The following is a 14,082-nucleotide window of genomic DNA, read 5'->3' as shown; positions in this document are numbered from 1 at the left end:
ATTCTCCGAAAGGATTTCCCATGGCAATTGCCATCAAGAAGACCGCCGCGATCGCCATCGCCGCGGGCCTGACATTTGCCGGCTCGGCTGGCATCGCCGCGCAGGACGCGCTGGCGCAGACCACCAACGCGGAGGCCCCGGGCCCGCGCGCAACCGAGCAGCTCGCTGCGTCCAACACCATCCCGGAGGGGGACAACTTCTCCCTCGTGGTCAACAAGCGCTACAACCCGACCGAGCTGCGCGTCGGCACCGGTGAAGCAGACGCCGATATTTCCGGCGAGGCGCTTCAGGGCGCGACGTTCAAGGTTGAGAAGCTCCAGGGGGACATTCGTAAGCAGGAGGACTTCAACCGTCTGGCAAAGCTCTCCCAGGAGTACAACAAGGCTGGCGTTGCTAAGAAGCCGGGGATCACCACGGATGACGGGTTCACCGCTCAGGAGATCGCTACCGACAGCAACGGCCAGGCAACCTTCCCTAACCTGCCTGCCGGTGCATACCTCGTCACCGAGACCGAGTGGGAGAATGCACGCCCGGCCGATGCTGGCTACGAGTCGAACGGTACCGAGACTCTCGTCCCGGCCGACCCGTTCATCGTGTTCCTGCCGATGACCAGCACTGACGGCAAGGGCTGGATTTCCAACGTCAACGTGTACCCGAAGAACTCCTTCGCACGCGTGGAGAAGGCTGTCGTCGATAAGGATAAGCACGTCCTCAACGAGGATCAGGTGACCTACACGCTGACCGGTATCGTGCCGTCCGCCCAGGAAGGCAAGAAGCTCGACTGGTTCGGCCTCCGCGATGCGTACAACAACACGGAGATCACCCCGGATTACGAGAACCTGACCGTCAAGGTCATCAGCACCGACGGTACTGAGACTGAGCTGACCAAGGGCACTGATTTCGCTGTCGGCGCGGATAAGGGCTACGCCTCCGTCGCGGACGAGAACCTCGCTGATGGCGCGAACGCTGGATTCTTCGTCGGCGTGAAGCCGTCCGTGCTCAAGCCGGGCGACCGCGTGATCGCTACCGTGACCGCGGACCTGCTCGACGGCGCGAACAATGATCAGGAAGTGGAGAACTCCGTCCGCGAGTACTTCCGCCACTCCACCGACGACAGCAACTTCAAGGAGGTTCCGCCGGAGACCCCGCCGAACACCCCGCCGGGTGACACCCCGCCGAACGAGACCCCGAACGACAAGGTTGTCTCCTATTTCGGCAACATCCAGGTGTTCAAGACCGGTGAAGAAGACGGCACTCGTACCGCTCTGCAGGGAGCAACCTTCGAGGTGGGCAAGTGCAACACTGACGGCACCGCCTTTGACGGCGACGCAATCGCCAAGGGCGAAACCGGCGAGGACGGCACCCTCACCTTCGAGGGCCTGCATGTGACCGACTACGCCGACGACGCTCTGGTCGAGGACCCAGGCAAGTACTGCCTGCGTGAGACCGACGCCCCGGCTGGCTACAGCTTCGACAAGGATGCTGTCTACCCACTCGAGCTGACGCGTGAGACCAAGAACGGCGGCCAGCCGGCGGGCTTCCTCACCAACACCGATGTGAAGTCCGCGAACTTCGAGGCTGCTGGCACGAAGATCGCCAACGGCGTTGCCGTGAACAACATCAAGCGCAACGTCCCGCTGCTGCCGAACACCGGTGGCATGGGTGTGCTGATCATGGCCCTGGCCGGCCTGACCATCATCGGCGGCGGTGTCTACGCGGCACGCCGCAACTCCCAGTCCGCATAACCGCTGACCGGGAGGCGCCCCGGCACACACGCCGGGGCGCACACGCCCGCCGACAGGAGGGCGAAAAATTCCTGTCCCAGTTTTGGCGAGAAGGGTGTCGTCGATAAGCGATGGCCCCGGAGAGGATGACGCAGTGACAACAGCAGTGGAGGCGAAGCATCGGCAGCAGCCGGCGCAGAAGTCGTTCTTCCAGCGCGTCGCGCTGCCCGTCATCATCATTCTCGCTGGCCTGATGGTGCTGATGTACCCGGTGATCTCCACGCAGTGGAACAACCGGGTGCAGGAGCAGGTGGCCAAGCAGTACGAAGAGCAGTTGTCGGTCGCGCCGCCGGAGCAGGTCAACCGCGCGTACGAGGCGGCGATCGAGTACAACCGCACCCACACCGACGGCCCGATCCTCGACCCGTGGCTGGCGCGAATCAGCGAGGACAACGCCGAGTACAAGGCGTACGAAAGCCACCTCGCCGGTGTGTCCGCGATGTCGCAGTTAGCCATCCCGTCGATTGACGTGCGTCTGCCCGTCTACCACGGCACCAGCGACAACACACTGCGGAAGGGCCTCGGCCACCTGTACGGCTCGGCGCTGCCCACCGGCGGCGAGGGCTTCCACTCCGTGATCACCGGCCACACCGGGCTGACTACGGCAACGCTTTTCGACGACCTCGTGGACGTCAAAGAAGGCGACGCCATTTACGTGTCCACCTTTGGCAAGCGCATGAAGTACCAGGTGTACAAGACCGAGGTTGTGCTTCCGGACGAGACCGACAGCCTGCGCGCGGAGGCGGGCCGCGACCTGCTCACGCTGGTCACCTGCACTCCGTACGGCATTAACACCCACCGTCTGCTGGTCCACGCGGAGCGCGTGCCGATGGATGCGGACGAAGAGAAAGTGCTCGACGAGTCCACCTCGACCATCCAGTGGTGGATGTGGGTCCTTGGCGCGGTGGCGCTGTTGGTACTGGCGGCCCTGATCTGGTGGATCATCCGCGAAAAGAAAAAGAGCGACCGCAAGGACGCTATGAACGAGGAGGTTCAGTCCTAATGCGCACCCCGAAGATTGTGGCGGCGCTCGGCGCGGCATCCGTGCTGGCGGCCGGGCTGTTCGCGCCGGGTGCTGACGCCCGCGTGGTCAGCGGCAACGATTCCAATATCGCCGCCGACAGCGTGGATACGTCCCATCCGATCTCGTTGTTGGTGAAGAAGGTCGCCACCAACCCCTACGACGACGTCCCAGCCGGCGAGAAGCCCCCGGCCGTCGAGGGCGCGACGTTCAACCTGTCGCGCGTGAACAACCTGGACGTGACCACTGACGAGGGCCGTGAGAAGGCCCGGGGCTTTTCGCTTGACGACGCCCGCGCCGCCGGCACCACCGCCATCACCTCCGCCACCACGAACGACAAGGGTGCGGCGCAGTTCACCAACCTCGAGCCGGGCCTGTACCTGCTCGAGGAGCAGGCGCCTGACGACGACCGCGAGTACCACGTCTCTAGCCCACGCCTGATCATCCTGCCGCTTGCCGACGTCACCGGTGAACGCTTCACCTACGAAAACGTCGTCGTGACCAAGTGGGACGGCGACACCGGCGACGGCCCGTCCACCACACCGACCCCAACCCCGGCGACGGAGACCACCACCTCCGGCACGACGGAGCGCACAACTGAAAAGACCACGGTGCCCACCCCGGTGGAGTCCACGATCACGACCACACGGTCGGACGGCTCCACCACGGTGATCACCACCAGACCCTCCACCTACGTGACCACGCAGCCCAACGGCTCGGTGACCACGGTGACTCAGTCCCAGCCACGGGATCGCTCCCGCGGCGGCGACCTGGCCTCCACCGGCGCGAACGTGCTGTGGGCCGCGGGCCTCGGCGGGTTGCTCATCCTGGTCGGGTTCGTGTTGGCCCGGCGCAGCAAGAACGAAGAAACCACACGGTAGATAAGCGGATTTAGGAACAAGGATTATGCGAAACATTTTGAAGCCTGCAGCGCGAACTGCTAGCTCGCGCTCCCGTCGCTCCGTTCGCGGAGTCGCCGCCGTGGTTGCCTCGTTCGCGCTCGCCGCGGGCCTGGGCTCCTACCCGGTCGACGCGCAGGAGACCGCTGCCGTGTCGGAAACCGCTTCCGTGCAAGCAACCCGTATCGGCGACGTCGACGTAATTACCATCAACGATTCCGACGGCGAGGCATGGGGATATGGAGCCAAGGCCTCGTTAGAGGACATCTTCGGAATCAAGCGCTCCGGTGAGGGTGAAATCGAAGAAATCGTGTCGCTGACCGTCGACGGCAAGAAGCTGGCCCCGGAGTTCTACGGCTTCACCAACAACGCGGGTGGCGGTTACATTGCCTTTGACCTGGATGCCTTGAACGAGGTTCCGCCGAAACTCGTAGAGGTGGAAGCTCGCACCACCGGCGCTGCTACCTACTCGATCGCAGAGAGTGATGCGGTTCCGACTGCACGGGAGTTGTCGCCTTCCGGGTATGGCCAAAATGCGAATGCTGCTGCTTCCACCAACCCGACCGGAGTTGGTATGGCGCGGGCGACGGACGAAACCAAGTGGTCCGAGGAAGTGCAACTGAGCTCCCCAATCGTCGGAACCGGTAAAGAACGTTTCGACAACATCGGTACGGAGCCTTATTTTAAAGTCCGACCTACCGGCGAACTGCCTAACCAAGTTGGCGAAGATATCAGAATCACGCGCATTGTAGTTCGCAACACCGAGAACAACAGCCGCAACGCTGACGACGAAGCGGTGGTTCTCTTAAATGACGGTGCGGACGGGCAGCATTACTTCCGCAGCCCTACCCAAGTCAGAGACGATAGGAACCGGGTTAAGGGTTTCGAGGCGGTTTTCTTTAATCCCGAGACTGGTGATTCACCGGTCGCCGACGAATTCATCATCCAATCAGGTCAAGACAGCTTGAAAATCGGCGTCGATGGTGTCGATGCATGGGATAGCGATCTCGACACACTCCGGAGCCGCTACGTCGTCGAGGTTTACGGATCGTTCAGGGTGCCTGTTGGTCCCAGTACGGCACCTGCACCGACGTCAGCGGCGACGCCTACGTCTGGCCCGACCGCGCCGGCAGATCCGTCATCACCGGCAGAACCGACGCGGGGCGATCAGCCACAGCCCTCGACATCGTCGGTGCCGCTTGACGACGAAACCAAGCGTTTCGACATGGAAGGCCGCGGCGGTATCCGTTTGAATCCCGCTACAACTACCGGTGAGTCGCCGTACGAGACCACGGCAACTGTTGATGGGAGCTCGACGTTCTCCAAGGCAGTCGTACGTATTAACGCACCGAACAGCATCCTGGCTACTGAGGCGTACAGCTTTAACCTGGACAAGACTGAAACCGGTGTTTCGTTCGAGCGTCGCGTTGTAAGCACTTCGAGCGATTACGTCGAGTTTGAGGTCTACCCGGTCAAGAACGGACAGCGGGTCGATTCCGTGCAGGTACCAAACGGCGCGAAGTTCACCATGACCTCCAATTTCAGCGACAATCCGGAGAGTATTGATGCAGTCGCTACGATCCACGGTACGTCCCTGGTCGAGCCGAAGGAGCCGGTGAAGGTTTCGCCTCCCGATGGTGCGGACTGGGTAGAAAAACAGTACCCGAATCCCGAAATGCCCAAGAAATGCGGTTTAAAGGTCGCTATTGTGGCGGATCAATCCCGCTCCCTTAATTACGGCGATGAAAACGGGTTTAAGTCGACGCGTGATGCCACGACGGCAATGGTTGAGGCATTGAGGAGCGCGCCGGGCACCGAAGTCGGCCTGTATACCTTTGGCAGGACTGCGACCAGTAGCACTGGAGGACCAGTTCCTCTAGAAGTTAATGGGCAAGTAAATCCGACCATTACCAATGCGATTGACGGTTGGACAACTGCCAAGAATGGTGATGCCACCAACTGGGAAGCGGCGCTTAACGCGGTGATGGGGCAGAGGTACGATGTCGTCTACTTCATCACGGACGGTATGCCGACCTTCGATGAAGATGGTTGGCAAAACCGAGGCGGAACTCCAGCTGGTGCTCCTTATGATTACGCTGGTGCCTTCGTGCAGGAGCGTTCGTTGAACCGCGCTATTCTGGCGGCTAATAAGTTGAAAGAGGCTGGTACCAGGATCGTCCCGATCCAGGTGGACCTTACGCTTCGAGCCGGCAATGTGGTGACTCGGGATTACGTTTTGAAGAATATCTATTCGTATTCCAGTGGCGCACCCATTCCGAGAGGGACCCTGGTGTCGATGCAAAATCGGCCTCGATACGACGGTAAAGACGTCTTCGATAATTGGGAGAACGCGGTATACCCAAACACTGAAATTATCGTCAACGTAGAGCAAGCAGTTAATTCGACGCATAAAACGAATAACAAGGTCCACCTCATGGATATTATCGAGTTGGGAGACTACAACGCGATCCATACAACAGACATGGAAGAGTGGACATACGGCACTCGCGAAGTGAAGCAAATGGGCGAGGACATCTCTGGCCCTGGGGACACGGTGCACATCGAGAACTACTCGGCGCTTGCTGCACAATTGGAAGCAATCGCTCAGGAGGTCGCTAGACTGTGCCATGGCAAAATCATCGTCCAAAAGCAGATCGTCGACGCCAACGGCAAAGTGCTCACCGACGGAGCTGAGGGCTGGGGGTTCTCCGTGATGGCCAACAGCCCGATTATCGATGCTGGCAACGATGATCTGGTCTACGCAGATTCCAAGACCACCGCCAATGAGGAAGGCGCCGACAAGCCACAGGCGTCCTGGAACCTTGTTACTGATAATCCGGCGACGGCCACGATCACAGAGCATCAGCAAGAGGGCTACAAGCTGTATCAGCGAGACGAGAAGAACGCCGTGTGTACGCAAAACCTGAACGGTGAGAAATCCCCGTTGGAGGTGCAGAACACGGGCGCTACAGGCTTCAGGGTTCCGGTGAATACCAGTGGTTCGCACGTCGCAACCGTCGTGTGTGTGGTTGCCAATACGAAGGCCGATCAGCCGAACTTCGGTCTCGAGGTGAAAAAGGTCGACCTGGACGACCGCAACACCACTCTCTCGGAGGCGCAGTTCGAAGTCCGCGAGGTTGCCGCAGCCGAAGGCGAGGCTCCCCAAACGTGGGACCTCGAACCAGGCACCGAAGCTGGTACGTACACCCTTGACACGGTGCTTGAGCCGGGTAAGGAGTACGACCTGGTGGAGGTGAAGGCACCGACCCAGGATGGTGTTGTGTACTCGCTACTTACCGCCCCCGTCCGGTTCCGCGGAACCGTCCAGGACCAGGGTGTCGCGGTTGAGTACGAATCGGACGGCAAATGGGTCTCCGATATCTCAACCCAGGGCGTGTGGAGTGTCGTCTCCGACAAGCAGACGGCGTATCTCGAAGTCGCCAATGTTCGCCAGGGCAATATGCCGAAGACTGGTGGCGCTGGCCTGCAGTTGCCCATCTTGTTCGGTGGCGCGCTCATCGCCGCGGGCGCGTTGTTGGGCAGGCGAAAGGTTGCGGCCTAACGGTTAGGTGGGTCGTCGCTAAGCGACGCACAAGGGCTCGGCTCTGATCAGCAATGATTGGGCCGGGCCCTTTCGCCGTTATTGGATTCCCCGTGGTGAACGCCGGCAAGATCCTCAAGGGGCGCCTGGACTTCGCGTGTATTGCCACTTAACCCAGGAGCGAGAATCCGTCACCTAGGAGTATGGCATAATATCTGCATGACTGATGCCGTTACGCAGGCGAGTGTGATCGCGCGACGCATGGCGTTGGCGCGAGAACTTGCAGAACTTAGCATCGCCGAGACGACCGGCAGTTCGCCTATCTCACCCGAGCGGCTAGTTGCCATTGAAGCTGGTGATGATTTTCCTCAGTCGCTCGACATTGCGGTGGTCGCGGAGTCGACAGGACTGCCAATTGGATGGTTCTTGGAGGAACGGCCTCAACTCGTTGCAAGCCGGAAGCCGGCGCCGGAGGGCGGCGTCTCTCCAGCATTTGATCTTGCCCTTGAACGGTTGTCGGTACACGTTGAACAACTGGTGAACGAGGGCATTATCACACCTGCCGCACATCAAGGTTTTCGGTTGGACGTAGACCATGACGTTATCGCTCGTCGAGCGGCTGAGGTTCGTGGTTGGGCAGGTGTAGGCGATGAGCCGATTGAGGATCTCTCCGCGTTCTGTGAGCGCGTTGGTTTGCTTGTATTTTCCCAGGCTTTCCCTGGATCTCCATTTGAAGGCGCGGTAACTGAGATTGAACGCGAACCAGGTGTTGAGTTTGGTATTGCTCTCGTCGATAAGTGCGCCGGGTTTCTCCGGTCCAGGTTTACGCTCGCGCATGAGCTCGGCCACTGGGTGTATCGCACGTCTTTCGAAACCGGTTGTGGGCACGGGGACGTCGAACGCGCGATGAATTCGTTCGCAGCGCACCTGCTGATGCCGCGCTCGTTTGTAGAACGGATGGAGACGAAGCATGTGGGCAGCAGAGCGCTAGCGATGGCGGTCTCCTCTCAGTGCGGTGTGAGTTGGAGCGCCACACTAGGACATCTTGCAAACCTCGGTGTCATCTCTGATAAAGCCTATGCACTGGAGGTTGAGCGCAAACCAGACAGTCAAGAATTTCAAAGCGCTGGTTTTGCAATCCCGATGGTTAAGGAACTGGATGTGGTTCCTCCTCAGTATCGCAGTGCGGTGCTCAGTGCGTACCGTCAGAGGAAGCTCACGACAGGGAAAACGCTGGAAGTGTTATTCGAGTCAGTCGTTGAGGAGCAACTGCCGGAGCGGATTCCACCGCGAGGGAGAAAAGCCTCGTGAGTGAGAGTTGCTGCGTCCGTTGTCTCGTGATTGACACAAGCCCTCTCACGCACACAAGCCAGATTGGCGAGATGGAGTTCCTCCGAACAGTACTTGAACCGTGGGACTGCCATCATCCCTTCCAGGTGTTTTCAGAGCTCGACGGATTCGACGGAAACCGTTCCGCTTTGGATGCGAAATGGATAACGTTTGTGAACCTCGAGCTCAAATATGACCTGCTTGCCGCCAGGTTTCAGGCAGCCCTAGGTGGCGTGGGAACAAAACATCTCGGCGAGGCACAATGCATTGCTTTGGCGCTTCAAGAGAACTGTGAGGTTCTTATCGACGATCGGGATGGCAACGATCTCGCCTACGACAACGACCTGACCGCGTGGAGTACGACGGAAATGTTGGAGTATGGGATTCGCAAAGGGGACGTCGATCCGCAGAAAGCAGCGGAGTACCTGGATGGGCTCATCTCCAACGGGTACAAGGGGTTAGACGTTACGAGCGGCGCGATGTTCATCCGAGAGTACCTACCGCGTCACCTCCGGCCGCGGGGATAACGGCTCAGCGCGCACACCCTCAAAAACACCAACTGGTCCAGGACCCCGAGGGGAACCTCCGTGCTGCAAGGGTCATGATCGACCGTGGATAAAACAGGACACTTGGTCGTTAGGAGGAAATCGTTGTGATCGGTTTCGCGCCGTCATGACGGGTTCTACATAACGACTTCGGCGGAACAGGGAGGGCCGCTGGCGGGGGTGTTCAGCAGATTTCGAAGACCAGAGTTCGAAAATGCGGCCAAAAACGGGTGTATTCGAACTCTTGTATTCGAAAAATGCGGCCGAGTGGGGCGGCGGAGGTGGGGAGGTGGGGGCGACGGGACCACGCCCGAACCCCTACCGGGGCTCGACGGGGTTGCCTTGCCAGACGGTGTTGGCGGGGACGTCGTCGCCACGCATCACCAGCGAACCGGGCCCGACGGTGGCGCCGTCGCCGATGACGGAGCCCGGCAGGGAGACGGAGTGGGGGCCGAGGGTGGCGGAGTCGGCGATCGTGACGGTGTCGAGCGACATCACGCGGTCCTGGAACAGGTGGGTTTGCACCACGGTGCCGGGGCCGACGGTGGCGCCGCGACCAACCACGCACAGGTCGGTTTCCGGGAACCAGTAGGACTCCACCCACGCGCCGGGTCCGATCTTCACGCCCAGCGCCCGTAGCGCGAGGTTCATCTCGCCGGAGCCGGCGGCCCAGTTGAAGAACCAGGGGGCGGCGACGACCTCGATGAACTGGTCCTGCAGCTCGTTGAGCCACACGTACCACGAGTACAGCGGGTGTTCGTCGGCGCGTTGCGTGCCCACGAGCACCCACTTGGCCACCACGGCGGAGAGCACCGCGAGCACGCCGACGCCCATCCAGACCAGCCCGCCGAGCAGGTACGTCCAGAAGCCGATGCCTTGCAATAGCGAAACAACAATCGCGGCGAACAGGGCTGCGAGCACCGCTTGGGTCATGGGGGCCAAAAGCCGTAGCGTCTCGACGACCCCACGCTTCCGGCGCAGCGCCGCCGACGGCTTGTAGGTCTCTTCACCGGCGGCTTCGACCTCGACGCGGCGCATGCGCTCCGGCGGGGAGCCCCACCAGTTCGAGCCGGCCTTGGATTTCTTCGGGCTGGCGGAGAGCACCGCCACCAGGGACTGCTTGGCCAGTTTGCGGCCCGGGGCGACGATGCCGGAGTTGCCCACAAAGGAGCGCTTGCCCACGGTGGCCTGATCGGTGCGGATCCAGCCGCCGCCGATTTCGTAGGTGCCGACGAGGGTGTCGTCGGCAAGAAATGCTCCGTCGCGCACCTCGGTGAGCTTCGGCACGACGACGGCGGTGGAGACTTCCGCGTTGTCGCCGATGTGGGCGCCGAGGAGGCGCAGCCAGACCGGGGTGGCTTGGCCGGCGTAGACGGGGAAGTAGCGGGTGCGGGCGTCGTCCATAAGCCGGGTGACGGTCCACAGCGTCCAGCCGTGCAAGGAGCGCACGGGGAAGACGCCGGGGCGTACGCCGAGTTGGGCAAGCCGCACCCCGCACCAGGTCAGGACGAGGCCGAGGCCGATGTAGACCAAGCCGCCGACGGGAGCGAAGAGGAGCAGGCCCCACACGGACTGGGTGTTCGCCAGACGGGCCAGGCCGACCGTGGCCGCCGCGCCCGCAAGCGCCGCCAGGGCGGGAAGGGCCGCCAGAAGCAGTGAGGTCAGGCCGTAGATGAACGCCCACAGCGGCCGGCGCGGCGGGGCCTCGTCGGGGAAGCGCTGCTTGGACCGGCCCTTCTTGCGCGCTGGGGAGCCGGCCCAGCGGGCGTGCTTTTTCACCGGTTTGACGCCGGTGACGGTGGAGCCGGCCTCCACGTGTGCGCCCTCGCGAATCTCGGTGCCGGGCATGAGGGTGGAGCGGGTGCCCACGCGCGCGCCGGGGCCGATGGACACCTCGCCGACGTGCAGTTCATCACCGTCGAGCCAGTACCCGCTGAGGTCCACGCCGGGCTCGATGGCGGCACCCTCGCCGATGGTGGCAAGGCCGGTGACCGGGGCGAAGGCGTGCATGTCCACGTCCTTGCCCACCGTGTTGCCCAACATGCGGGCGGTGATCTTTGACGCGTTCGCGCTGGAGATGTTCATCGCGCCGGAGGCGGCCAGCCAACGCTCCGCGGCCCACAGGCGGACGTGCTTGACGCCGCCACGCTGGTATGTGCCCGGCGCGATGCGACCGCGGATCAGCCGGGCGCCGAGCGCTCCGATGGGGATGCGGCCAAACGGGGTGCACAGGACCACAAACGCAGCGGCGAGCCAGGACCAGGACAACTCGGTCAGCCCCAGCACGTTCGCAGCGATGGCCACCCAGGTCACGGCCGTGGCGGCCTTGAGCGTCATCACCGGCACCATGAGCAGCGTCTGGGCCAGGCGGGTCGCGCCGGGTACCGGCGACACGGAACGCTCGCGGATGGCGGTTTGGGAGGTGCGCGTGATGTCGTCGATAAGCGAGGCGAGCGTTTCCAACCTGGGGTGGTCGTAGAGATCGCGCACGGCGATGGTGGGAACCCGCTCGCGTAGGCGGGCAATGAGCGAGGCCGCGGCGAGCGAGGAGCCGCCCAATTCGAAGAAGTCCGCGTCCTTGCCCGGCACGTCTAGGCCGAGGACCTCGACCCATGCTTCCGCGACCCACTGTTCGGTCTCGGTCATGCCGACCGCGTCGACGGAAGCGGGCAGCGGCCACGGCAGGGCCTTTTTGTCCACCTTGCCGGAGGTGCGGATGGGCAGCTCGTCCATGACGTGGATGCGCGGCACGAGCGCGGCCGGCATGACCTCGGCGAGGCGCTCGCGCATTTCCTGGACGTTCAGCGTCACGCCGTCGTCGGGGGAGACGTAGCCGACGAGCACCTTGTCGGTAGAAGGCAGGGTTTGCACGGCAACGGCGGAGTTGTACACGCCGTCGAGCGCGGCCACGTTGGCCTCGACCTCGCCGAGCTCGATGCGGCGGCCACCGATTTTCACCTGGTCATCGGCTCGGCCGACAAAGGCGAGGCCGTCGTCGGTAAGCCGGACGTGATCGCCGGTGCGGTAGGCGCGGTCCCAGTCGCCCATCGGGGCGTACTTCTCCGCGTCCTTTTCGGGATCCAGGTAGCGGGCGAGGCCGACGCCGCCGATGACCAGCTCGCCGTCGTCGGCGATCTTCAAATCCCAGCCGTCGAGTGCCCAGCCGATGGTCACCGGCTTGCCCGGGTGCAGCTGTGCGGCGCTGGCCACCACGGTTGCCTCGGTGGGGCCGTAGGTGTTCCACATCTCGCGGCCATCGGCCAGACGGTCGGTGAGTTCTTGCGAGCAGGCCTCGCCGCCGACGATAAGCAGGCGGATGTTGTCCAGTGCTTCCTTCGGCCACAGCCCGGCAAGGGTAGGCACGGTGGAGACGACGGTGATGTCGCGGCGGATCAGCCACGGGCCCAAGTCCTGCCCGGAGCGCACCAGCGCGCGCGGGGCCGGCACCAGGCAGGCGCCGTGGCCCCAGGCCAACCACATCTCCTCGCACGAGGCGTCGAAGGCCACCGACAGGCCGGCGAGCACGCGGTCCTCGGGTCCGAGCGGTTCGTCCTGGCAGAACAGGCGCGCCTCGGCGTCCACGAACGCGGCGGCCGAACGGTGGGTGACCGCCACGCCTTTGGGTTTGCCGGTGGAGCCGGAGGTGAAGATGATCCAGCAGTCGTCGTCCGGGGTGGGCTCCGAAAGCGGCGTCGGTTCGGCGGGCTTGAGCAGGCGCAGACCCTCGTCCGTCCAGATCGCGTCCACGTCCGCCTCGCCGAAGACGGTCTCCGCGCGCTCGTCCGGGTCGTCCGCGTCCACGGGCACATACGCGCATCCGGCGCGCATCGTGGACAAGATGGCGAGATACAGCTCGCGGGTGCCGGAGGTCATCCGGATACCCACGCGGCCTTTGTACGGCACACCCTGCGCGCGCATGTCGGCGGCACGTTTGTCGATCTCGTCGACCAGTTCGGCATAGGTGAGCACGTCGCCGTCGTCGATCGCCGCCGCGCCGGGGTGTTCGGCGGCGGAGGCGTGCAAAATATCGATCAGGGTGCGCTCGGGCGGCGCCAAATGGCTGCGGAGAAGCTGTTCGTTGTGGCTGTCGGACGAAGACATGCCGACAAGGCTAATGTGCTGCGGCGAGTTCGCAAATTATTGGAAACGCCAACCATTCATGTTTCCCAGAGATTGGGGTTAGTCGTCCGCCTCCAGCGCCTGAGACAGCTTCTTCAGGCTCTTCAACTGCTTCTGCGACGACGCCTCTAAGGCGCGGTCTTCGGCGGCCGCGACGTCGTCGCCAAGCTTTGTCAGCGCCTTTTTGCCCTTCTTCGTCGCCTCGACAATCTGGCGGCGCCGGTCCTTCGGGTCGCGGTCGCGGGTGACCCAGCCGTGGTCTTCCAGCGAGTCGATCAGGCGCACCATGTCCGAGGCGTCAACGTTGAGCAGCTCCGAGAGCTGGCGTTGCGACATCGGCTCCACATCCACACACGTGAGAATCCAGAACTCGCGCATCGTGGTCTCGTGCGTGGCCAGCGTGCGCTCGACCTCGTCTTTGGTGTGTCTACGCACGCGCTCGATCTGGAAATGCGGCGACTTTGCCAGGGCGGAGGGCAGATCAGGAAGCGTCGACATGCGTCTTATCCTATATCCCTGCGCTCACGCCCATAGTGGGTACCGCCTAGCTTTCGTGCGGCAGATTCTGGGTGATCCACTCGTCCGTGCCGCCGACGACGTTGTACAGGTTCACCCAGCCGTACGCCTGCTCCAGGTACTCGCCGGCCTGCGCGCTGCGCCCGCCAGACTTGCAGATGATGTAGATGTCGTGCTCCGGGTCGATCTCACTCGTGCGTGCGACCAGCTCCGACAGCGGGATGTTGCGCGCGCCCGACGCGTGGGCGGCGGCGAACTCGTTGGGCTCGCGCACGTCGATAATCTGGGCGCCTTCCGGGACTTCAGTAACGTTGACGTTCTTCATTCC

9 protein-coding genes are annotated in these 14,082 nt (G+C 62.7%); 6 read left to right on the top strand and 3 right to left on the bottom strand.

Translation table 11 applies throughout. The annotated features are described in order from the left end of the window. Nucleotides 1-20 precede the first annotated feature (20 nt). The 6 genes from IAU68_RS10035 (at nt 21) to IAU68_RS10010 (ending at nt 9,101) form a co-directional block, all read left to right on the top strand. Nucleotides 21-1,745, top strand: coding sequence for a SpaH/EbpB family LPXTG-anchored major pilin (locus tag IAU68_RS10035; RefSeq protein WP_171193746.1), 1,725 nt, complete (start codon nt 21-23; stop codon nt 1,743-1,745). A 133-nt stretch (nt 1,746-1,878) separates the two neighbouring features. Then, a complete protein-coding gene (locus tag IAU68_RS10030; RefSeq protein WP_171193745.1) occupies nt 1,879-2,787 on the top strand; it encodes a class C sortase in 909 nt (302 codons plus the stop codon). Then, complete coding sequence (locus tag IAU68_RS10025; protein WP_171193744.1) at nt 2,787-3,686, top strand: SpaA isopeptide-forming pilin-related protein; 900 nt, start codon at nt 2,787-2,789, stop codon at nt 3,684-3,686. Before IAU68_RS10030 ends, IAU68_RS10025 begins: the two co-directional genes overlap by 1 nt. A 25-nt stretch (nt 3,687-3,711) precedes the next feature. Next, a complete protein-coding gene (locus tag IAU68_RS10020) occupies nt 3,712-7,266 on the top strand; it encodes an LPXTG cell wall anchor domain-containing protein (RefSeq protein WP_171193743.1) in 3,555 nt (1,184 codons plus the stop codon). Nucleotides 7,267-7,464: 198 nt separating this feature from the next. Next, complete coding sequence (locus tag IAU68_RS10015; protein ID WP_171193742.1) at nt 7,465-8,556, top strand: ImmA/IrrE family metallo-endopeptidase; 1,092 nt, start codon at nt 7,465-7,467, stop codon at nt 8,554-8,556. A gap of 71 nt (nt 8,557-8,627) precedes the next feature. Next, nucleotides 8,628-9,101, top strand: coding sequence for a hypothetical protein (locus tag IAU68_RS10010; RefSeq protein ID WP_171193741.1), 474 nt, complete (start codon nt 8,628-8,630; stop codon nt 9,099-9,101). 336 nt (nt 9,102-9,437) lie between these two features. Here the strand turns inward: IAU68_RS10010 and IAU68_RS10005 are convergent, their stop codons facing one another. The 3 genes from IAU68_RS10005 to IAU68_RS09995 form a co-directional block, all read right to left on the bottom strand. Next, on the bottom strand, nt 9,438-13,220 hold the full coding sequence (locus IAU68_RS10005; protein ID WP_171193740.1) for a Pls/PosA family non-ribosomal peptide synthetase: 3,783 nt from the start codon (nt 13,218-13,220) through the stop codon (nt 9,438-9,440). Between the two features lie 78 nt (nt 13,221-13,298). After that, complete coding sequence (locus tag IAU68_RS10000; protein ID WP_171193739.1) at nt 13,299-13,736, bottom strand: MarR family winged helix-turn-helix transcriptional regulator; 438 nt, start codon at nt 13,734-13,736, stop codon at nt 13,299-13,301. Nucleotides 13,737-13,782: 46 nt separating this feature from the next. Further along, nucleotides 13,783-14,079 carry a rhodanese-like domain-containing protein gene (locus IAU68_RS09995; RefSeq protein ID WP_171193738.1) on the bottom strand — a complete coding sequence of 99 codons (297 nt, stop codon included), beginning with the start codon at nt 14,077-14,079 and terminating at the stop codon, nt 13,783-13,785. Between the last annotated feature and the right edge of the window lie 3 nt (nt 14,080-14,082).

The organism is Corynebacterium lujinxingii (genome assembly GCF_014490555.1).
GTDB lineage: Bacteria > Actinomycetota > Actinomycetes > Mycobacteriales > Mycobacteriaceae > Corynebacterium > Corynebacterium lujinxingii.
This window is presented reverse-complemented; position numbering and strand designations above follow the sequence as displayed.